The organism is Oceanirhabdus seepicola (assembly GCF_023684385.1).
Taxonomy (GTDB): domain Bacteria; phylum Bacillota; class Clostridia; order Clostridiales; family Clostridiaceae; genus Oceanirhabdus; species Oceanirhabdus seepicola.
The window spans coordinates 608364-628503 of record NZ_JAGSOJ010000002.1 but is presented as its reverse complement, the minus strand read 5'-3'; the positions used below and the strand labels follow the sequence as shown (position 1 = coordinate 628503).

The 20140-nt window shown below is 32.4% G+C and carries 17 protein-coding genes and 2 riboswitches; of the genes, 3 read left to right on the top strand and 14 right to left on the bottom strand.

The window, feature by feature from the left end; all coding sequences use genetic code 11:
* Window positions 1–65 precede the first annotated feature (65 nt).
* Genes KDK92_RS10495 through KDK92_RS10480 form a run of 4 tightly spaced genes read right to left on the bottom strand, consistent with a single transcriptional unit; the run spans window position 66 to window position 2662 of the window.
* The gene (locus KDK92_RS10495) at window positions 66–1076 is read right to left on the bottom strand and encodes an AAA family ATPase (RefSeq protein ID WP_250859206.1); all 1011 of its coding nucleotides are present in this window, start codon (window positions 1074–1076) and stop codon (window positions 66–68) included.
* On the bottom strand, window positions 1069–1395 hold the full coding sequence (locus KDK92_RS10490) for a plasmid mobilization protein (RefSeq protein WP_250859205.1): 327 nt from the start codon (window positions 1393–1395) through the stop codon (window positions 1069–1071). The genes KDK92_RS10495 and KDK92_RS10490 overlap by 8 nt, the downstream gene beginning before the upstream one ends.
* Window positions 1373–2470, bottom strand: coding sequence for a site-specific integrase (locus KDK92_RS10485; RefSeq protein ID WP_250859204.1), 1098 nt, complete (start codon window positions 2468–2470; stop codon window positions 1373–1375). The genes KDK92_RS10490 and KDK92_RS10485 overlap by 23 nt, the downstream gene beginning before the upstream one ends.
* On the bottom strand, window positions 2471–2662 hold the full coding sequence (locus KDK92_RS10480) for a DNA-binding protein (protein WP_250859203.1): 192 nt from the start codon (window positions 2660–2662) through the stop codon (window positions 2471–2473). It abuts the gene before it with no gap.
* Window positions 2663–2854: 192 nt separating this feature from the next.
* On the opposite strand from KDK92_RS10480, the gene KDK92_RS10475 reads away from it, so the two are divergent.
* The gene (locus KDK92_RS10475) at window positions 2855–3337 is read left to right on the top strand and encodes a helix-turn-helix domain-containing protein (RefSeq protein WP_250859202.1); all 483 of its coding nucleotides are present in this window, start codon (window positions 2855–2857) and stop codon (window positions 3335–3337) included.
* A 97-nt stretch (window positions 3338–3434) separates the two neighbouring features.
* Here KDK92_RS10475 and guaA read toward each other — a convergent pair whose 3' ends face one another.
* The 4 genes from guaA to KDK92_RS10455 form a co-directional block, all read right to left on the bottom strand.
* On the bottom strand, window positions 3435–4958 hold the full coding sequence (gene guaA / locus KDK92_RS10470; protein WP_250859201.1) for a glutamine-hydrolyzing GMP synthase: 1524 nt from the start codon (window positions 4956–4958) through the stop codon (window positions 3435–3437).
* Window positions 4959–4970: 12 nt separating this feature from the next.
* Window positions 4971–6419: an IMP dehydrogenase gene (gene guaB, locus KDK92_RS10465; protein ID WP_250859200.1), complete on the bottom strand. Its 1449-nt coding sequence runs from the start codon at window positions 6417–6419 to the stop codon at window positions 4971–4973.
* Between the two features lie 116 nt (window positions 6420–6535).
* A riboswitch (purine riboswitch) is annotated at window positions 6536–6634 on the bottom strand.
* 208 nt (window positions 6635–6842) lie between these two features.
* Entirely contained in the window at window positions 6843–8471 is a 1629-nt protein-coding gene (groL, locus tag KDK92_RS10460; RefSeq protein ID WP_250859199.1) for a chaperonin GroEL, read from the bottom strand.
* Window positions 8472–8502: 31 nt separating this feature from the next.
* On the bottom strand, window positions 8503–8778 hold the full coding sequence (locus tag KDK92_RS10455) for a co-chaperone GroES (RefSeq protein ID WP_250859198.1): 276 nt from the start codon (window positions 8776–8778) through the stop codon (window positions 8503–8505).
* 589 nt (window positions 8779–9367) lie between these two features.
* Here KDK92_RS10455 and KDK92_RS10450 point away from each other — a divergent pair.
* Together KDK92_RS10450 and gdhA are read left to right on the top strand one after the other, a co-directional pair.
* Entirely contained in the window at window positions 9368–10039 is a 672-nt protein-coding gene (locus tag KDK92_RS10450; RefSeq protein WP_250859197.1) for a TIGR01906 family membrane protein, read from the top strand.
* Entirely contained in the window at window positions 10026–11363 is a 1338-nt protein-coding gene (gene gdhA, locus KDK92_RS10445; protein ID WP_250859196.1) for an NADP-specific glutamate dehydrogenase, read from the top strand. The genes KDK92_RS10450 and gdhA overlap by 14 nt, the downstream gene beginning before the upstream one ends.
* 278 nt (window positions 11364–11641) lie before the next feature.
* On the opposite strand, the gene KDK92_RS10440 is transcribed toward gdhA, so the two are convergent.
* From KDK92_RS10440 to KDK92_RS10415, 6 genes are all read right to left on the bottom strand, one after another.
* On the bottom strand, window positions 11642–12520 hold the full coding sequence (locus KDK92_RS10440) for a DNA-3-methyladenine glycosylase family protein (RefSeq protein ID WP_250859195.1): 879 nt from the start codon (window positions 12518–12520) through the stop codon (window positions 11642–11644).
* Window positions 12521–13009: 489 nt separating this feature from the next.
* Window positions 13010–14377, bottom strand: a complete 1368-nt coding sequence (gene gltA / locus KDK92_RS10435; protein WP_250859194.1) for an NADPH-dependent glutamate synthase — start codon at window positions 14375–14377, stop codon at window positions 13010–13012.
* Window positions 14378–14381: 4 nt separating this feature from the next.
* On the bottom strand, window positions 14382–15242 hold the full coding sequence (locus tag KDK92_RS10430) for a sulfide/dihydroorotate dehydrogenase-like FAD/NAD-binding protein (protein WP_250859193.1): 861 nt from the start codon (window positions 15240–15242) through the stop codon (window positions 14382–14384).
* Between the two features lie 162 nt (window positions 15243–15404).
* Window positions 15405–15506, bottom strand: a riboswitch (glycine riboswitch).
* A gap of 197 nt (window positions 15507–15703) precedes the next feature.
* Window positions 15704–16870: an iron-containing alcohol dehydrogenase gene (locus KDK92_RS10425; RefSeq protein ID WP_250859192.1), complete on the bottom strand. Its 1167-nt coding sequence runs from the start codon at window positions 16868–16870 to the stop codon at window positions 15704–15706.
* A 317-nt stretch (window positions 16871–17187) separates the two neighbouring features.
* Window positions 17188–19095 (bottom strand): sigma-54-dependent Fis family transcriptional regulator, encoded by a 1908-nt coding sequence (locus tag KDK92_RS10420; RefSeq protein ID WP_250859191.1) that lies wholly within the window; start codon window positions 19093–19095, stop codon window positions 17188–17190.
* Window positions 19096–19277: 182 nt separating this feature from the next.
* Window positions 19278–20126, bottom strand: a complete 849-nt coding sequence (locus KDK92_RS10415) for a 3-hydroxybutyryl-CoA dehydrogenase (protein ID WP_250859190.1) — start codon at window positions 20124–20126, stop codon at window positions 19278–19280.
* Window positions 20127–20140: the final 14 nt, after the last annotated feature.

Genomic DNA, 20140 nt, shown 5'->3' with positions numbered 1-20140 from the left:
TATTCCTCCCAATGACGGCATGACGGTTTTATATCTAGCACTTTTACCGTCATGACGACAAAATCTTAGGCTATATTACTGTCATTAGTGTCATTACCGTCACGTATTGAAAGAATACGTTTATCACTTTTTCTAATAAATTCAATGTAGATATTAAATTTTTCGTTGAGAATATCAGCATGAGACCTCAACTTCTTAGATAATGTTGCTGGTGTTATTTCCTCTTTATAACCGCATTTAGCAAGTTCACTTAATAAATGGGTAGATGTATTATAATAGCTTTTCTTTTCTCTAATATAATCACAAATCGCTCTTATAATTGGTTCATCATTCTCAAACTCATCATAAGCATCATGTTCTATAAGTTTCCATAAACAATTAACTTTATCAAATTCAAGTCTAAGCTCTGTATCTGGTATATCTCTACCTGTTATAAATAATTTAGCTTTGGAAGACATTCTATTATCTCTCACCAAAACATAACTCCCATCTGCGCTACCACTTAAACCCATGGATCCAGAAATCATATTAAATGGATCATCATCTTTCATTTTTCTAAGATGATGAACACATACTATAGCAATATCATATTTATCAGAAATTGATTTTAGTGCACTGATATCTTTATAATCATTGGCATAACTTATATTATCAGAACCTAGGGTTCTTACTTGCTGAAGTGTATCAATAACCACAAGCATGGTTTCAGGGTTATTGATGATATAATTTTCAATCTGGGCTACTAATCCACCGCCAAGTGGCAATGTTTCTGTTGCAAAGGCTGTAGCTTCACTAGCATTTTCCGTAATGCTCATCAAACGGCTTTTAATACGCGGTAATTTATCTTCTAAGCAAAGATATAGCACCTTCCCCTTTGTTGTCTTAAAACCCCACACTGTTTCTCCTGTTGCAATCATTTGGCAAAGCCATAGCACTAGCCATGACTTGCCAATCTTCGGACTACCTGCAAGTATATGTAATCCCGATGGTAATATATTTTCAATAATTACTCTTGATTCTTTTAACTCCAGTTCAAATAACTTCTCTCCTGTTATAGTTTCTAAACGCTTAGTCATTTACACCCTCCTTTAACCCTTTAAGAATTGTTGAACTATAAAGTATAAGTTCTAAAAGTTCTGTGTTATCATCACTTATTTTTTCAAGTCTCTTAAGTTCCTCATAATTTACTTGAAATTGATTGCGTAAAGCCTTATACACACGTGGATTTCCATTGACAACAACATCCTTTTTCAACACTCTATTGATTATATAAGCTTGTTTAGTCATCCCAGATAATTGAGCCAGACTATCGAGCTGCTCTGCTTCTTCTGGTGACATTCTAAAGGATACCGTTTTACTACGCCATCGATTTTTAGGATCTAACGTTTTTTTCATTGTCATTACCTCTTTCTATACTCAATTTATCTGCAATTTCTACTTGTTTTGAAGGAAATAAATGAGCATATCGGTAAGTAATATCAATATTTTCATGACCTACTCTATCAGCAATAGCTACAGCAGAGAATCCCATTTCAATAAGTAACGATACATGCGAATGCCTCAAATCGTGCACTCTAATTCTCTTAATGCCTTGTTCTTTACTTCCTCTATTCATCTCATGGTGGAGATAACTCTTAGTAATGGGAAATAATCTATCTTTAAGTTTAATACCATATATTGATTTAATATATTCCTTTACTTCTTCTGTTAAAAAGTCAGGCATTTTTATGATTCGAACACTCTTAGGCGTTTTAGGTTCTGTTACAACATCTGTACAATTTATTCGCTGATATGATTTATTAATTCTAACTGTACTCTTATTAAAATCAAAATCTTCCTGCGTCAGAGCAAGGAGTTCACCTAACCTAATACCACACCAATATAAAATCTCAAAGGCATAAAATGATATGGGTTTGTCCATCATAGAATCAGAGAATTTCAAGTATTCTTCTTTAGTCCAAAATAGCATCTCTTTTGTCTTCTCCTTACCCATATTACCTGCTTTACGAGCTGGATTAGATTTTAATTCATAGAATCTTACAGCATGGTTAAAAATAGCACTGAGCTGATTATGTATGGTTTTGAGATACGTTGGTGAATATACCTTACCGTTTTTATCACATATTTTCATAATTTCATTTTGCCAAGCGATTACATCTGCAGGCTTAATTTCATTTATTTTCTTATCCTTGAAGTATGGTAAGATTTTTTGTTCAATTATATTTTGTTTTGTCATCCATGTGTTTTGTTTTAATCTACTTTTCAAATCATTAGTATATATTTCTACAAATGCTGAAAAACTCATATCTAAGTTAGCACTGCTTTTTTGTAAAAACTCTCTCTCCCATTCTAGTGCATCACGTTTAGTTGCAAAACCTCGCTTTGTTTTACCTTTATTTTCCCCCTGCCAATCACGGTAATAGAAAAACACATACCATTTACCAGTTTTTTTATCCTTATATGCTGACATTTAAAGCACTCCTCCCTCTAACCCATATACTTTTTCATAAAAATACTTTCTACTTACACGACCAGATATAACTAAGAAGCCTTTATCCTTTAACTTAATATTCATTTCTCTCACTAACTTATAAGCCTGTGCTTCTGAAATGCTTAATTCTTTTGCAACTTCTTTAGCGTGTATGAAGATGCTTTTTTCCATATGCCTACCTCCTGCAAGTCAAATTTAACTAAACAAAAATGTTTAGTATGTTTGAATAATACTAAACATTTTTGTTTATGTCAAGTGGTTTTCGACTATTTATTAAACTTTTTTGTTTAATATTATTGATTTTTCTTTTCAATCTAGTATACTTAAATATATATTTATGCTTAATTGGAAAGAGGTAATGATTTGGCTATTGGAGATAAGATTAAAAAAATACGAGTAAAACGAGATATGACTCAAAAAGAATTAGGCCTTGCCATAGGTTTCAACGATAAAACCGCTGACGTACGTATGGCTCAGTATGAATCTGGAACAAGAGTACCAAAAGAAGCTGTCATAATAAAAATAGCTGCGGTTTTAAAAGTGAACCCTGACTATTTAATGGCTCCGACTTTAACCAAAACTGAGGAAATTATTCATACGCTAATTTATTTAGATGAATATAATCAACTAAAAATGCAAGCTGAGGAGTATACAACCCCAGAAGGCGAAAATCAAAAAATCATTAATTTATCAATTACAGCAGTCGATTATTATTTAGAAGAGTGGTATGACAAAAAAAGAGCCCTTGAGAATAATGAAATTACTCAAGAAGAATATTATGAGTGGAAAATAAATTGGCCAGATAGTTCAGAAAGATACAGAAAAACATTTCCTGAATTTTATTAGAAACTTTAATTTTCTATTTTAATATCAATTTAATATCAATGCTAAAACAAAAAAACCGCAACACCTCAATTTATAAGGTGTTGCGGTTTTATGTTGCTTACTCCCACTCGATAGTTGAAGGCGGCTTAGAAGTAATATCATACAGAATTCTGTTTACTCCTTCAACCTCATTAACTATTCTTCTAGAAATCGTATCTAATACCTCGTATGGAATTCTTGACCATTCTGAAGTCATTGCATCTGAAGATGTTACCGCTCTTATTCCTACTGCGTGAGCATATGTTCTTTCGTCACCCATAACACCTACAGACTTAATGCCAGGTAAACAAGCAAAATACTGCCATATGCTTCCCTCAAGTCCATTTAAAGCAATTTCTTCTCTTAGTATTGCATCTGCTTCTCTTACTATATGAAGCTTATCTTCTGTTACCTCACCTAAAACTCTTATTCCAAGTCCTGGTCCTGGGAAAGGCTGTCTCCACACTAAGTGATGTGGAATTCCTAACTCTTCTCCAACAGCTCTTACTTCATCTTTGAATAATTCTCTTAATGGCTCTAATAATTCAAAAGCCATGTCCTCTGGAAGTGCTGTATTGTGATGAGTCTTAATCTTAGCTGAAGTATCTGTTCCACTTTCAACTACATCTGGATAAATAGTTCCTTGCGCTAAGAAATCCATCTTTCCTAATTTTTCAGATTCTTCTTCAAAAACTCTTACAAACTCTTCACCAATGATTTTTCTCTTTTGCTCTGGATCACTTACACCTTTAAGTTTTCCAAGGAATCTTTCTTTAGCATTTACTCTTATTAAGTTAAGATCAAATTGCTTTCCAAAGATTTCTTCTACTTGGTCACCTTCATCTTTTCTAAGTAATCCATGATCAACAAATACACATGTTAAATTTTTTCCGATTGCTTTGTGTACAAGCATAGCAACAACTGATGAGTCAACCCCACCTGATAATGCTAATAATACTTTCTTATCTCCAACTAATTCTTTTATTTCTTTTATTTTTTCTTCTGCAAAAGATGACATTGACCAATCACCTTTTAAATTACAAACATTGAATATGAAATTAGTTATAAGTTGTTTTCCGAATAAAGTATGCTCTACCTCTGGGTGAAATTGAACTCCATATAACTTCTTTTCATCATTACCAATAGCAGCTACTGGACATTTATTTGTTTTCCCGATTATATCAAAACCTGTTGGTGCTACTTCTATATAATCTGTATGACTCATCCAACATTGAGTTTCTGTTATACCTTCAAATAATGGTGAATTTGTATTTAACTCTATATCAGCTTTTCCATACTCTCTATCAGCAGAACTTACTTTTCCACCTAATTTATGAGACATTAATTGAGCCCCATAACATATACCTAATATTGGAACACCTAATTCAAATATAGCTTCATCAATCTGTGGTGTATTTTCGCCATATACGCTGTTTGGTCCACCTGTAAAAATTATTCCCTTTGGATTTTTAGCTTTAATTTCTTCTAATGATTTTGTATATGGAACTATCTCACAATAAACATTATTTTCTCTTACTCTTCTTGCAATAAGTTGATTGTATTGTCCACCGAAATCAACTACTAATATTAGTTCATTATTCATATTTTTCCTCCACTACATTCTGTAATTTGGTGATTCTTTTGTAATATTTATATCATGTGGATGACTTTCTTTTAATCCAGCAGATGATTGAACAACAAATCTTGCGCTTTCTGCCATTTCTACAAGAGTTTTTGCTCCTAAATAACCCATTCCTGATCTAATTCCACCAAGAAGTTGAAAAATTGTTTCACTTACAGATCCCTTGAATGCAACTCTTCCTTCAACGCCTTCTGGAACTAACTTCTTATTTCCTTCTTGGAAGTATCTATCTGTGCTTCCTTTAGCCATTGCACCTAATGATCCCATTCCTCTGTATACCTTGTAGCTTCTTCCCTGATAAATCTCTGTTTCTCCTGGTGCTTCTTCGCATCCTGCAAACATAGACCCCATCATTGCAATTTTAGCACCTGCTGCTAAAGCTTTTACCACATCACCTGAGTATTTGATTCCTCCGTCTGCAATAACAGGTACCCCGTATTTTTCTCCCTCTTCAGCACAATCCATTACTGCTGTTAATTGTGGAACACCTACTCCAGCAACAATTCTTGTTGTACATATTGATCCAGGTCCTATTCCAACCTTAACACAATCTGCTCCAGCCTCTATAAGTGCTCTAGTAGCTTCTGCTGTTGCAACATTTCCTGCTATAACCTGAAGTTCTGGATAATTTTCTTTAATTTTTCTAACACCATCAATAACTCCCTTTGAATGTCCATGAGCTGTATCCAGTGTTATAACATCAACATCAACATTAAATAGAGCTTGAACTCTCTCCATCATATTAGCAGTTATCCCTACAGCTGCTCCACATAATAATCTACCTCTTTCATCCTTAGCTGCATTAGGGAATTTTATTGATTTCTGTATATCTTTTATTGTAATAAGTCCTTTTAAGTTAAAATCAGCATCTACAAGTGGAAGTTTCTCTATCTTATGCTTGCTCAATAAAACTTTAGCTTCTTCAATAGTTGTTCCTTCCATAGCTGTTACAAGATTTTCTTTTGTCATTACTTCATGAATTTTCTTACTATAATCCGTCTCAAAAGCTAAATCTCTATTTGTAAGTATACCTACTAGTTTAGTTCCTTCTGTTATTGGAACACCTGATATTCTATATTTAGCCATTAAATTTTCAGCATCTTGAATAGTATTTTCTGGTGAAAGATATATTGGATTTGTTATAATACCATTCTCCTGTCTCTTTACTCTATCAACTTCTGCTGCTTGTTCTTCAATAGACATATTCTTATGGATAATTCCTATTCCACCTTCTCTAGCCATCGCAATTGCCATCTTTGACTCAGTTACAGTATCCATACCTGCACTCATAATTGGAATATTTAAAGTAATCTTCTTTGTTAATTGAGTTTTAAGTGTTACTTCCTTTGGAAGAACCTCAGATTTATTAGGTACTAATAACACATCATCAAATGTATAAGCTTGTTTTAAAATTTTTGCCATTTTTCACACTCTCCTTAATCAATATTGTTTATATGAGTTACTCATCACAAAGGAATAAGGTGAACAGAATAAAAAAAAATGCCTAGTTCACAATTGAGTGAACTAGGCATAATAAATTCTTAAACCTACTCACTCATAGTCGAGAATTTGCGGTACTCGGTAGAAACTTCCCCGCCTTATTCGAGGATTATATGATGAGAATATATTGTATTTTTATTTTTCGCCTAAATAACTTATTACCTATTCTATTTAAGTTATCACCATTTGTCAACACTTTTCTTCACTTTAAATAAAACTCTTTTTAGCATTTTGTATAAGCTTTCTAAATATTGATTCGCAAGGGCTTATATCCACCATTTCTTTAGTAAAAAAAAAGCTAAGCTTAGTCATAAGACCAAACTTAGCTTATATTTATATGTGTTCTTAGTACATTCCACCCATATCCATTCCAGGACCACCTGGCATTGCTGGTACGTCTTTATCTGGAATATCAACTACAGCAGCTTCTGTAGTTAAGAATGTTGCCGCAACTGATGCAGCATTTTGTAATGCTGATCTAGTAACTTTAGTTGGGTCTACTATTCCCATTGAAAGCATATTAACGTATTTTTCATTAAGAGCATCGAATCCAATTCCTGGTTCACTCTTTCTAACCTTCTCAATTATAACAGATCCTTCTAAACCAGCATTTGTAGCTATTTGTCTTACTGGCTCTTCTAGAGCTCTTACAATAATATTTATACCCACTTGAGTATCTGCAACCTCATGAGTAAGTTCACTTACAGCATCAATAGCATTAACGTAAGCTGTTCCTCCTCCAGCAACTATACCCTCTTCAACTGCAGCTTTTGTTGCAGCTAAAGCATCTTCAATTCTAAGCTTCTTCTCTTTTAGCTCTGTTTCTGTAGCCGCACCAACTTTAATAACAGCAACTCCACCAGCAAGCTTTGCAAGTCTCTCTTGTAATTTCTCTCTATCAAACTCAGAAGTAGTCTCTTCTATCTGATTCTTGATAATGTGTACTCTCTCAGCAATAGCATTCTTATCACCTTTACCATTTACGATAGTAGTGTTCTCTTTAGAAACCTTAACACTTTCAGCTCTTCCTAACATATCGATTGTTACATCTTTAAGGTCTCTTCCAAGCTCTTCTGATATAACTTCTCCCCCTGTTAGCACTGCTATGTCTCTTAGCATTTCTTTTCTTCTATCTCCGAATCCTGGCGCTTTAACTGCAACACATACAAAAGTACCTCTTAATCTATTAACAACTAAAGTAGCTAACGCCTCTCCTTCAACATCTTCAGCAATTATCATAAGCTTTTTACCTTGTTGAACGATTTGCTCTAAAACTGGTAATATTTCTTGTATGTTATTAATCTTCTTATCAGTTATAAGCATATATGGATCATCTAGTATTGCTTCCATTTTTTCAGCATCAGTTACCATATAAGGACTTAGGTATCCTCTATCAAATTGCATTCCTTCAACAACATCTAATTCAGTGCTCATTGATTTAGATTCTTCAACTGTGATAACACCTTCATTGCCCACTTTCTCCATTGCATCAGCAATAAGATTTCCAATCTCCTCATCTCCAGCTGAAATTGCAGCAACCCCTGCAATATCTTCTTTACCTGCTACTGGCTTAGATGCTTTTTTTACTTCCTCTACAGCTTTATTTACAGCCATCTTAATACCATTTCTAATTAACATTGGATTAGCTCCAGCTGTAACATTTTTCAAACCTTCTCTTATTATCGCTTGCGCTAATAATGTAGCAGTAGTAGTTCCATCTCCTGCAACATCGTTAGTTTTAGTAGCAACTTCCTTTACAAGCTGTGCTCCCATATTTTCAAATGGATCTTCTAGCTCTATTTCTCTAGCTATTGTAACACCATCATTAGTGATTAATGGTGAACCGAATTTTTTATCTAAAACAACATTTCTTCCTTTTGGTCCTAATGTAACTTTAACAGTATCTGCTAATGTATTTACACCTTTTTGCATATTTCTTCTTGCTTCTTCATCAAAAAGAATTGTCTTTGCCATTTTAATTCCCTCCTACTATAATAAAATCTAATTATTTTTCAATAACTGCAAGTATTTCCTCTTGTTTTAAAATAATATATTCTTTATCTTCAATTTTAACTTCTGTTCCACTGTACTTAGAGAATAATACTCTATCCCCAACAGTAACTTCCATCTTAACATCTTCTGTTCCTGGTCCAACAGCAACTATTTCAGCCTCTTGTGGCTTTTCTTTAGCAGCGCCCGGAAGAACTATACCGCTCTTTGTAGTCTCTACCGCCTCTATTCTTTTAATTACAACTCTGTCTCCAAGTGGTCTAATTTGCATAGTGTATAACCTCCTTTTATTAATGGTGATATGATAATTTATAGAATTATTATTATTTTCAACCTATAGCACCAATATCTATTATACTAGATAACTAAGCAATAGTTTATACTTTTTTATAATTTTGTAATCAAAAACTCTTAATTTTATATAAGATTTACAATTTAAATCATTATTCTTATAGTTCCACTTTAATCAGCACTCAATATAATAGAGTGCTAACATAATTATATATTAATTAATACTCCTATTTTTATCAAAGTCTTAATCCTATGTATATCCTTCATTTATTAATAAATATCTAAAGTTTTGGCTTAATTTCTTCTGTTTTCTCACAATTCCTTTATTTTCTATAAATTATATTTTTATTAAGTTTATACCTTAATCTATTATAAACTTTATTTATATATTCTTTTCTTTGATATAAAAAATATATTTTTATAAATATTTTCATTCACTCTAAAATAATATATAGTAATAACACTAAAAATATTTCTGAAATAGCATTACCTACTTAATTTGAATTGAATACTTATAAGTAAAATGGACATACTTCCTAAAGAGATTAAATTAGGTAGGAGAGATTTATGTGAAAAATTCAAAAAAACAATATTTTTACTCATGGTTTATTTCAATATCATTATGTATTTTAATTATATCAGGATCAATAATAATTATATTTAATTCTAGATTTATATATCCACTCTCTATAAAAATATTAAATATTTCATTGCCTGAAAATATGAGTTATGACACTCTAATCAATAATTATAATTATATGATAGATTTTATTACGCAAAGGAATTATGAAATTTTTAATTTACCTAACTTTCAATCGTCTGAAAATGGTATAATACATTTTATAGAGGTAAAAAATGTATATTGGAAAATTTTGTACATATTCGTTATTTCTTTAATATCGACTATCACGATGATTTATTTCAAGAATTTCAAGAATTTTAAGAATAATTACACCTTTCTTAAAACCTCATCAAATATATTGATTTTTGTTGTACTCTTGCTTACAGCGCCAGCAATATTGCAGTTTGACTTTGCATTTGATTTAATGCATATGATTATTTTTAACAACGATTATTGGTTATTAGATTCCAAAACGGATCCTATTATAAATATTTTGCCACAGAATTTATTTTTAATTTTTTTTATCGCGATTTTAGGAATAATAATCTTAAATATGTTTATCTTAAGATTTATTTATAATTATTTGAATGGAGGAGAGAATTCCAATGAGCAAAATTAACGAAATATTAGAACAGATTGTACAACGCAATCCAGGAGAAGCAGAGTTTCATCAAGCTGTAGAAGAGGTATTACACTCTATTGAACCTGTTATTGAAAAATACCCTAAATTCGCAAAAGCTAAAATAATAGAGAGAATGTTTGAGCCCGAAAGACAAATTATGTTCAGAGTACCATGGGTAGACGATAAGGGAGAGGTACAAATCAACAGAGGATTCAGAGTACAGTTTAACAGCACTTTAGGTCCTTTCAAAGGCGGTTTACGGTTTCACCCTTCAGTTTACTTAGGAATTGTTAAATTCTTAGGATTCGAACAAATATTCAAAAATGCTTTAACCGGTCTTCCAATTGGAGGCGGTAAAGGTGGTTCTGACTTTAATCCTAAAGGAAAATCTGATTTAGAAGTTATGAGATACTGCCAAAGCTTTATGTCAGAGTTATACAGACATATAGGTCCAGATATTGACGTACCTGCTGGAGATATTGGTGTAGGCGCAAGAGAAATAGGTTATATGTTTGGTCAATACAAGAGAATTAGAAACGGTTATGAAGGTGGCGTACTTACTGGAAAAGGCTTATCTTACGGCGGATCTTTAGTAAGAACTGAAGCTACTGGTTACGGTTTAATCTACTTTGTTAGAGAAATGCTAGCAGCTCATGGACATGATTTCTCTGATAAGAGAATCGTAATATCTGGTTCTGGTAACGTGGCTATATTCGCTAATGAAAAAGTAACAACTTATGGTGGTAAAGTTATTGCGATGTCAGATTCTCAGGGTTATGTAGTTGATGAAAACGGAATCAACTTAAACACAATCAAAAAGATTAAAATTGAGAAAAGAGGAAGAATAAGAGAGTATGTTGATTATCATCCAGAAGCTAAATTTGTTGAAGGATGCAAAAACATATGGGATATTAAGTGTGATATAGCACTTCCATGTGCTACTCAAAACGATATTGAATTAGTTCACGCTGAAAAGCTTGTTGCTAATGGATGTTTAGCAGTTGGCGAAGGAGCTAACATGCCTTGCACCAATGAAGCCGTAACTTACTTTATCGAAAAAGGAGTATTAGTTGCACCCGCTAAGGCTGCTAACGCTGGTGGCGTTGCTACTTCAGCTCTTGAAATGGCTCAAAACAGCATGAGATACCACTGGACGTTTGAAGAAGTTGATTCTAAACTTCAAAACATCATGAAAAACATATTCAAAACTGCTAAAGAAGCTTGCGAAGAATACGGAATTGAAGGAAACTACGTTTCTGGTGCTAACATTGCTGGTTTCACGAAAGTTGCTACTGCTATGATGGATCAAGGAATAGTATAAAAAAAGGCACATTCGTGCCTTTTTTAGTTGAGAGTGGATAGTTGAGAGTTGAGAACGTAGGATGTTTCTGCTAACGCAGAAACTACATCTTATTGTTCTTTAGAACAAGAGGTTTTCACTCATTTTATCCTTAGATAAAATATTGTATTTCACATCCAAAGTTTCTTAATAAGAAACGAGTAAACCATTTATTGTCAAAGGCTCAATAATATTAAGATTTCTCGAAGAGAAATATCATTCGTTCTCAACTCTCCATTCACCACTCTCAACTATGTTTTCTATAGTATGTTATTTTCTCTTGCATAATAAAATAAATATTGTTGAGCAAATCCGGCTAAATTTCCAAATTTGTCTCTTCCAAACTTTCTTATTTTAGGGAGGGTTACATCCGGTGCCACATAAAAATGCATCATGGCTCTCTTAACCCAAACATCTACCGGAAATGCTGAATATTTCCCCATTGAGAACAACATAATACAGTCTGCAACTTTTGGTCCAATACCCTTAAATTCCACCAATCCTTTATGACATTCATCATCCTCAAAAGCTTTTATGGTGTTTAATATTTCTTTATCAATTAGAACCTTTTGTATCGTTTCATATATGTATTTTGCTCTAAATCCAACACCACACTGTTCTAAATCCTGTACTTCTGCTTCCTTTAACTCATCAATTGTAGGAAAAGTAAAATATTCATTTCCTTTATAATAAATCTTTCTTCCCCATCTCTCACTTATTCGCTCTATAGATTTTTTTATCCTTGGTATTTGATTATTTGCTGATATAATAAAAGATATAGTTAATTCAAATGGATCTTGTTGTAATATCCTTATTCCGTTTCCAAATTCACAAGCCATCTTCAAAGTCTCATCCACTCTTAATTTTTCAATTATCTCACTATAATCTCTATCAATATCAAAATACTCTCTCCATGTTTTATTAAACTCTTCCATTGAACAATCGTATAATATTACATCATTTCCTCTTTTCTTAACTTCCATTACTCTATCAAAGGCAACTCCAATATAGCTACCACTTTCAGTCTTATTCCACCTAAATGCCTGACCACAATCAAAGATATCCTTTAAATCAAAATTTTGTACTTCTTTAATAATAATATCTTCTCCATTTATCTCAATTTCTCTATAAGTGCTCATTGCCATTTTTCTCCTAACTATTATTAAAAATAAATTTTCTAATATCTAACCACTATAAGTTATAATTTCCTAACATCTATTATTGTCTCTTATAATAATCTTTATTAGTTTGTACAACTACGCTCTTTTAATTCCTGTTTAATTTCATTTTTACACATTTGTATTCATTTTCTCGTTTAATAAGTTTTTCAATTGTTACTATCACTACGACTTCATTTGATTAACTCTTTTTATTATATAATAACTTTTATCACTTGACAACATATACAATTGAAAATACCTACACTTTAGAAAAGGCGAGAACAATAATTCTCACCTTTGGACTTCTATTTTTCATTATTAAAGAGTTTAAGTTGTTAAAAAAGTTCAAGTTCAAGGAACAAAGCAAACGAACAGCATAGAGAATCTTATTGACACGGAAATTGAGCTTTTTTAGCAAATTAAAAAGACAAGAGCTATTAACTCTTGCCTTTAAATTTATAATTTATCTTATGCTAAATTATTTGCTATTTCTTGAGCTGATTTTCTACCAGCACCCATTGCTAATATTACTGTAGCAGCACCTGTAACAGCGTCACCACCAGCATAAGTGTTTTTAGCTGATGTTTTTCCATTATCGTTGAATACTTTTATATTATTCCATTCATTTAATTCTAAGTCATTTTTTAATTCTGTGATTATTGGATTAGCTCTAGTTCCTAATGCCATGATAACAGAATCAACTTCAATTATATGCTCACTACCTTCTATAGTAGAAACACGACATCTACCTGAATCATCTGGCTCACCTAATTGCATTTTTGTACATTTAACGCCTTTAACCCATCCATCTTCACCTGTAATTTCTGCTGGATTAGTTAAGAATACGAATTTAACTCCTTCTTCTTTAGCATGATGTACTTCCTCTACTCTTGCTGGTAATTCCTTCTCTGTTCTTCTATAGATTAGGTATACTTCAGCTCCAAGTCTAAGTGCAGTTCTTGCAGCATCCATTGCAACGTTTCCGCCACCTACAACCGCAACTTTATTACCTATTTGCATTGGTGTCTCATACTCATCGTCAAATGCTCTCATTAAGTTTGCTCTAGTTAAGAACTCATTAGCAGAGAATACTCCATTTAATCCTTCTCCTTCAATTCCTAAGAATTTAGGAAGACCAGCTCCAGATGCGATGAATAAAGATTCAAATCCTTCTTCTTCAAGGCTTTGGAAGTTAATTGTTCTACCAAAAACAACATTCTTTTCAAACTTAACACCTATACTCTTAAGGTTGTTAATTTCATGCTTAACTATCTCTTTTGGTAGTCTAAACTCAGGAATACCATAAGTTAAAACTCCTCCAAGTTCATGAAGCGCTTCAAATACAGTAACATCGAAACCTTTCTTAGCAAGATCACCTGCACAACTTAATCCTGCTGGTCCACTTCCAATTACCGCTACTTTTTTACCCGAGTTCTCTCTTACTGTTGTAGAAGCTGGTTTGTTTTTTCTATGCCAGTCTGCTACAAATCTTTCTAATTTCCCTATAGCAACCGCTTCACCTTTATGGCTAAGAACACACTTGCTCTCACACTGTACTTCTTGAGGACATACTCTTCCACAAACTGCTCCAAGTGAAGTATGCTTAAATAATTCCTCTGAAGCCATCTCAAAGTTTTCTTCTTTAATGTATTTTATAAATTCAGGAATATCAATAGCTACTGGGCATTTGCTTACGCATGGCTTTGATTTACATCCTAAACATCTTTTTGCTTCTTCTACAGCCTCTGCTTCATTATATCCTAAACAAACTTCTTCGAAATTTGTACTTCTTACTTTTGGATCTTGCTCTCTAACTTTAATTCTCTCTAATATCATATCATTACCCCCTGTGACATTGACATTCTTCAGCTTTGAACTGTTGAAGTTTTTCTTTTTCTTTGTATGTTGTTGATCTTCTCATAGCCTCATCAAAATCAACTAAGTGACCATCAAACTCTGGACCATCTACACATGCAAACTTTATTTTATCACCAACAGTAACTCTACATGCTCCACACATACCAGTTCCGTCAACCATTATTGGATTCATACTAACTACAGTTGAAATTCCTAATTCCTTAGTTTGTAAAGCTACAAACTTCATCATTATTAATGGACCGATTGCTATTACAAGATCATATTTCTTACCTTCTACCTTAACAAGGTGATCTATCATATCTGTAACTCTACCCTTCATACCTAAAGAACCATCATCAGTTGCAACATAAACTTCATTAGCAACTTTACTCATTTCCTCTTTAAGAATAACTAAATCCGCACTTCTACCACCAATTATTACATCAGTATCCATTCCATGCTCATGCAACCACTTAACTTGTGGATATACAGGAGCAGAACCAACTCCACCTGCAACAAAAAGAATTTTTTTATCTTTCATTTCTTCAAATTCTTCAATGAAGTCTGATGGTTTTCCTAAAGGACCAGCTATATCCATTATATGATCGCCTTCGTTCATAGTCTCCATTCTTTGAGTAGATCCACCCACCGCTTGTACAACTATAGAAACTGTTCCTTCTTCTCTGTCGTAATCTGCAATTGTCAGCGGTATTCTTTCACCTTTTTCATGTAACTTAATAATAACAAATTGTCCTGGTAATGCTGACTTTGCTATTCTTGGTGCTTCAATGTTCATAAGGAAAATCTTTTCTGACAATTGTTTCTTCTTAACGATTCTGTACATAATAACTCCTCCAATAAAAATACTTTTAATTCGACCTTCATAAAATTAGCAGAAAACTTAAATACTTATATAATAAAATCTTTTGATTTTTTGTTACAATTTTTGTCTATTTCATCCTAAAGGCGCAAAAACAAGGTGTAGAAAATATAGTTATCCCATACGCTTCTACACCCTGTCCTTTTATCTGAAAGTTTCCTCACTAAAAATTCAAGTAAGTTCCTCCTTCGATGTCCTAATTAATAGAATCTCTCCAGGGGCGTGTCAAACTATTGTTACAAACCTGAAAGTTTCGCAATAAGTTAAGCACACTTACCACTTTCTTCTTCGGTTACCCAGAATACTCACATAGTATTTGGATATCTCCAACAGCTCTCATCCACAAATATTAAATTTTACAATTCATATTTCTACCTTCATTTTAAAACTTTCTTTGTTATTAGTCAACCTTAAATCTGAATTTTTTAAAAGTTTACATCATTTCCTTCAAATACACATTTAAATACTTCCATCATTTCCTCTACAGATATACTTCTAGGGTTAGAACCAGTACAAGCATCTACTATAGCATTTTTAGAAATATACTCAAGATTGTTATTGAAATCTTCCTCTGTTACACCAAACTCTCTTAATGAAGCTGGTATGTTTAATTTTTTATTTAAATCTCTTATAAGTTGAACTAAAGAATTTACTAATTCCCCTTGTGTTTCACCTTTTAATCCTAATCTTGAAGCAACCTTAGCATATCTATCTCCACACTCTTTTGCATTAAATTGAACAACTGCTGGTAGATATATAGCATTTGCACATCCATGAGGAATATTAAATACAGCGCCTGTTTTGTGTGCCATACTATGTGTTATTCCTAATAAAGCATTTGAGAATGACATACCTGCTAAACATTGAGCAATATGCATTTCTCCCTTAGCTTTTAAATCTCCTTCAAAAGATTTTATTATGTTTTCTTTTACCATTTCTAAAGCTTCCATTGCTAATGGATCAGAGAAAGATGATTTATTACAAGCAACATATGCTTCTAGTGCATGAGTAAATGCGTCCATACCAGTATGTGCTACTAATTTTGGTGGCATTGTTGCTGCTACCTCTGGATCTACTATAGCTATATCTGGAGTTAAATTATAATCAGCTAAAGGATATTTGATTTTCTTATTATAATCAGTTATTACTGAGAACGCTGTAACTTCTGTAGCTGTACCACTTGTTGAAGGAATAGCTACAAATTTAGCTTTATTTCTTAATTCTGGTACTGTAAATGGATCTTTAACATCATCAAAAGTTTTTTCTGGATGCTCATAGAAAATCCACATTGCTTTTGCAGCATCAATTGGTGATCCTCCTCCAATTGCAACTATCCAATCCGGTTCAAATTCTCTCATGATTTCTGCACCTTTAAATACAGTTTCAACAGATGGATCTGGTTCTACCCCTTCAAGTAATTTAACTTCCATTCCTGCTTCTTTTAAATATGCCTCTACCTTTTGAAGGAATCCAAACTTTTGCATTGAACTTCCTCCAGTAACAATAATTGCTTTTTTACCATTTAATTCTTTTAAAACTGCTAAAGAGTTTTCTCCAAAATATATATCTCTAGGTAATGTAAATCTATTCATAATAAATTCCTCCAATAAAATAAATTTCTTTTTCAATATACTTATAACTAAAGCAATTTTCATGCCATTTTTTACGATACACTTTTAATTTGATATATTTTTCACTATCCTGTTTAATTATTAACAATTATCAGCTTTATATTTCCATTTTCACCATATGTAATGGTATATTTCTGACATATTTTAATTTACTTTATCATATCAAATTTTCCTTCAACCTCAATGTGTACTTTTTTAATACATAATAGAAACAACATATGTCCTAAAACCATACATTGTAATGTTTTAGGACATATGTTGTTAATTTTCACTCAATCTTATGACATATTGTATTTATTTATATCATACTTTTTCATTTTTAGATATAATGTATTCCTACTTATATCTAAAATTTTAGCAGTTTTTGATATGTTTTTATCATATTCCTTCAAACATGAAATTATAGCTTTTTTCTCTAGTTCTTCTAAAGTACATAAATACATATTATGATTATTAACTTCCCTCGCCGTTATATTTTTATCAACTTCTTCAATATTTTTAATTTTAATTGTAGATTTCCCATCTAAATTAACTATATTTTCTATATAGTTTTCTAATTCTCTAACATTACCTTTCCATTCATAACTATAAATTTCATCTAAATGTTCCTGTGAAATATACGGAATCATCTTATTAAGTTTCCTAGCTTTTATTCTTAGAAAATGCTCTATAAGAGGTTGTAAATCTGCTTTTCTCTCCCTCAAAGGCGGCATCATTATAGGAATAACACTTAATCTGTAGTATAAATCTTCTCTAAACGTCCCTTTATTTACTTCTTCTATTAAGTTTTTATTTGTTGCAGCTATTATTTTAACATCAATAGGTATATATTTATCTCCACCTACTCTATTGATATATGCTTCTTGGAGTACTCTCAAAAGGTTAACCTGCATATCAAGGGGCATCTCCCCTATTTCATCCAGAAAAAGCGTCCCCCCATTTGCAAGTTCAAATTTCCCCGGTCTTCCTCCCCGTTTAGCTCCAGTAAAAGCTCCTTCCTCATATCCAAAGAGTTCTGATTCTATTAGATTTTTAGGAATTGCTCCACAATTTATTACTATAAAAGGATTATTGGCTCTACTACTGTGATTATGAATTGCTTGTGCTAAAACTTCTTTACCAGTTCCACTTTCTCCTTGTATAAGAATTGTAGATGGACTATCCGCAACTCCCTTTGAAAACTCAACTATTTCTTTCATAATTTTGCTCTTATATATCAAATCATCAAATGTATATTTTGAAATCATATTTGAATATTTGTTAACCAATTTCATAACTGCATGAATCTCATTGATTATAAGAACCACTCCTATAAGTTCTTTATTATTATTAAATATAGGATTAGCACTTATATTATATTTATTATTCTTGTTAAATGAAACATCCTCATACATGAAACTTTTACCCTGACTAATTTTTTCATAAATATCTGGCCATACACTTATGATTTTATTGATATTTATATGTTCATGTTTCTTTTCTTCAAGATGCAGCATATCCTGTGCAGTTTTATTATAATGTCTTATTATTCCTTTCATGCCCACTGCCACTATACCATGTGATATGGAATTAACAATACTATCCATATATAAATAAGCCTCAACTAATTCTTTTTGAAGTTTCTCATGAGACAAATTTCTCTCAATTGATTGTACTGCTGCTACAACCATTCCTAATGTATGCGGGTGAACTTCTGTGCTATATCCCGTAAGGTTTAGAGAACCTATAATCTCATTCTCAAAGTGTATAGGGGCTGCCGAACAAGTCCATCTATGATATGCCTGTATAAAGTGTTCTTTTGCCGATATCTGAATAGGCATATTCTCTTTTATTGCCGTCCCCATAGCATTTGTTCCTATACTTTTTTCGTTCATATAGGCTCCAGTTACCATATTCAATTCTTCCGCCGCTTTAAGAACATTATCATCACCCATTATTTTTAATATACAGCCCTCTCTATCTGTTAAAATTATTAAGAACCCTGTATTGTGAACCATATCATACAGATTCCCTATTATGGGCGTGGCAACTTCAATAATCCCTTTATTCTCTTGTAAGGCTTTGCTCATTTCTGTTCCTTTTAATATTTTCCTAGGCTCAACTCGTTCTTTTTCAATTCCATATAATTCACTTCTCATGTGCGATTTTTTTATTATTGCCTTTTTAAATTCTTCTGAATATCTCACTTTTGTTTGTTGACGATTTTAGAGATTTAATTTCAAACTCAAAGATCGCCTACCTCTCCTCTCTTCATTTTAAACGACACTGCTGATATATCCGTCGCATTTTTCACTTGTTGTTTATTTCGAATTTTCTTAATAATAAAAACCTGCTGTTTACCTAGACAGCAGGTTTTTTATTTATTACATTATTTATTATAATCGTAGAAACCTTTTTTAGTCTTTCTTCCCAACCAACCAGCTCTTACATATTTTCTTAATAATGTGTGTGCTCTATACTTTGGATCTCCAGTTTCTTTTAACATTACATCCATTATAGCAAGAACAACATCTAGTCCAATTAAATCACCTAAAGCTAATGGCCCCATAGGATGATTTGCTCCAAACTTCATAGCTCTATCAATATCTTCTACACTTGCAATTCCTTCAGCATATATTCCAACCGCTTCATTTATCATTGGAATAAGTATTCTATTTACAACAAACCCTGGTGCTTCTGCAACCTCCACAGGCTCTTTTGCTATATCTTCAGACAATCCCTTTATCTTCTCAAACGTTTCATCTGAAGTAGCTATTCCTTTAATAATTTCAACAAGTTTCATTACAGGCGCAGGATTAAAGAAATGCATTCCTATTACCTTTTCTGGTCTATTTGTAGCTGCCGCTATTTCTGTTATAGATAAAGATGAAGTATTAGATGCTAGAATTGTTTCTTCTTTACAAATCTCATCTAATTCCTTAAATATCTTTTTCTTGATTTCCATATTTTCTACAGCAGCTTCAATGATAAGATCACAGTCATCTACAAGCTTAATATCTGTAGTTCCTGATATATTGCTTAAAATTTCTTCTTTTTTCTCTTCTGTTATCTTTTCCTTCTTAACTAATCTATCAAGAGATTTTGTAATGAACGCTATTCCTTTATCAACATATTCATCCTTAATATCTCTTAAAATAACCTCATACCCTTTTGAAGCAAAAACTTGAGCGATTCCCGCTCCCATTGTTCCAGCTCCTAATACACAAATCTTTTTCATAGTTAAGCCCCCTT

Coding starts and splice junctions, on each gene's coding strand:
- KDK92_RS10495 (WP_250859206.1), bottom strand. CDS start 1,076: ATGACTAAGCGTTTAGAAACTATAACAGGAGAGAAGTTATTTGAACTG.
- KDK92_RS10490 (WP_250859205.1), bottom strand. CDS start 1,395: ATGAAAAAAACGTTAGATCCTAAAAATCGATGGCGTAGTAAAACGGTA.
- KDK92_RS10485 (WP_250859204.1), bottom strand. CDS start 2,470: ATGTCAGCATATAAGGATAAAAAAACTGGTAAATGGTATGTGTTTTTC.
- KDK92_RS10480 (WP_250859203.1), bottom strand. CDS start 2,662: ATGGAAAAAAGCATCTTCATACACGCTAAAGAAGTTGCAAAAGAATTA.
- guaA (WP_250859201.1), bottom strand. CDS start 4,958: ATGAATAATGAACTAATATTAGTAGTTGATTTCGGTGGACAATACAAT.
- guaB (WP_250859200.1), bottom strand. CDS start 6,419: ATGGCAAAAATTTTAAAACAAGCTTATACATTTGATGATGTGTTATTA.
- groL (WP_250859199.1), bottom strand. CDS start 8,471: ATGGCAAAGACAATTCTTTTTGATGAAGAAGCAAGAAGAAATATGCAA.
- KDK92_RS10455 (WP_250859198.1), bottom strand. CDS start 8,778: ATGCAAATTAGACCACTTGGAGACAGAGTTGTAATTAAAAGAATAGAG.
- gdhA (WP_250859196.1), top strand. CDS start 10,026: ATGAGCAAAATTAACGAAATATTAGAACAGATTGTACAACGCAATCCA.
- KDK92_RS10440 (WP_250859195.1), bottom strand. CDS start 12,520: ATGAGCACTTATAGAGAAATTGAGATAAATGGAGAAGATATTATTATT.
- gltA (WP_250859194.1), bottom strand. CDS start 14,377: ATGATATTAGAGAGAATTAAAGTTAGAGAGCAAGATCCAAAAGTAAGA.
- KDK92_RS10430 (WP_250859193.1), bottom strand. CDS start 15,242: ATGTACAGAATCGTTAAGAAGAAACAATTGTCAGAAAAGATTTTCCTT.
- KDK92_RS10425 (WP_250859192.1), bottom strand. CDS start 16,870: ATGAATAGATTTACATTACCTAGAGATATATATTTTGGAGAAAACTCT.
- KDK92_RS10415 (WP_250859190.1), bottom strand. CDS start 20,126: ATGAAAAAGATTTGTGTATTAGGAGCTGGAACAATGGGAGCGGGAATC.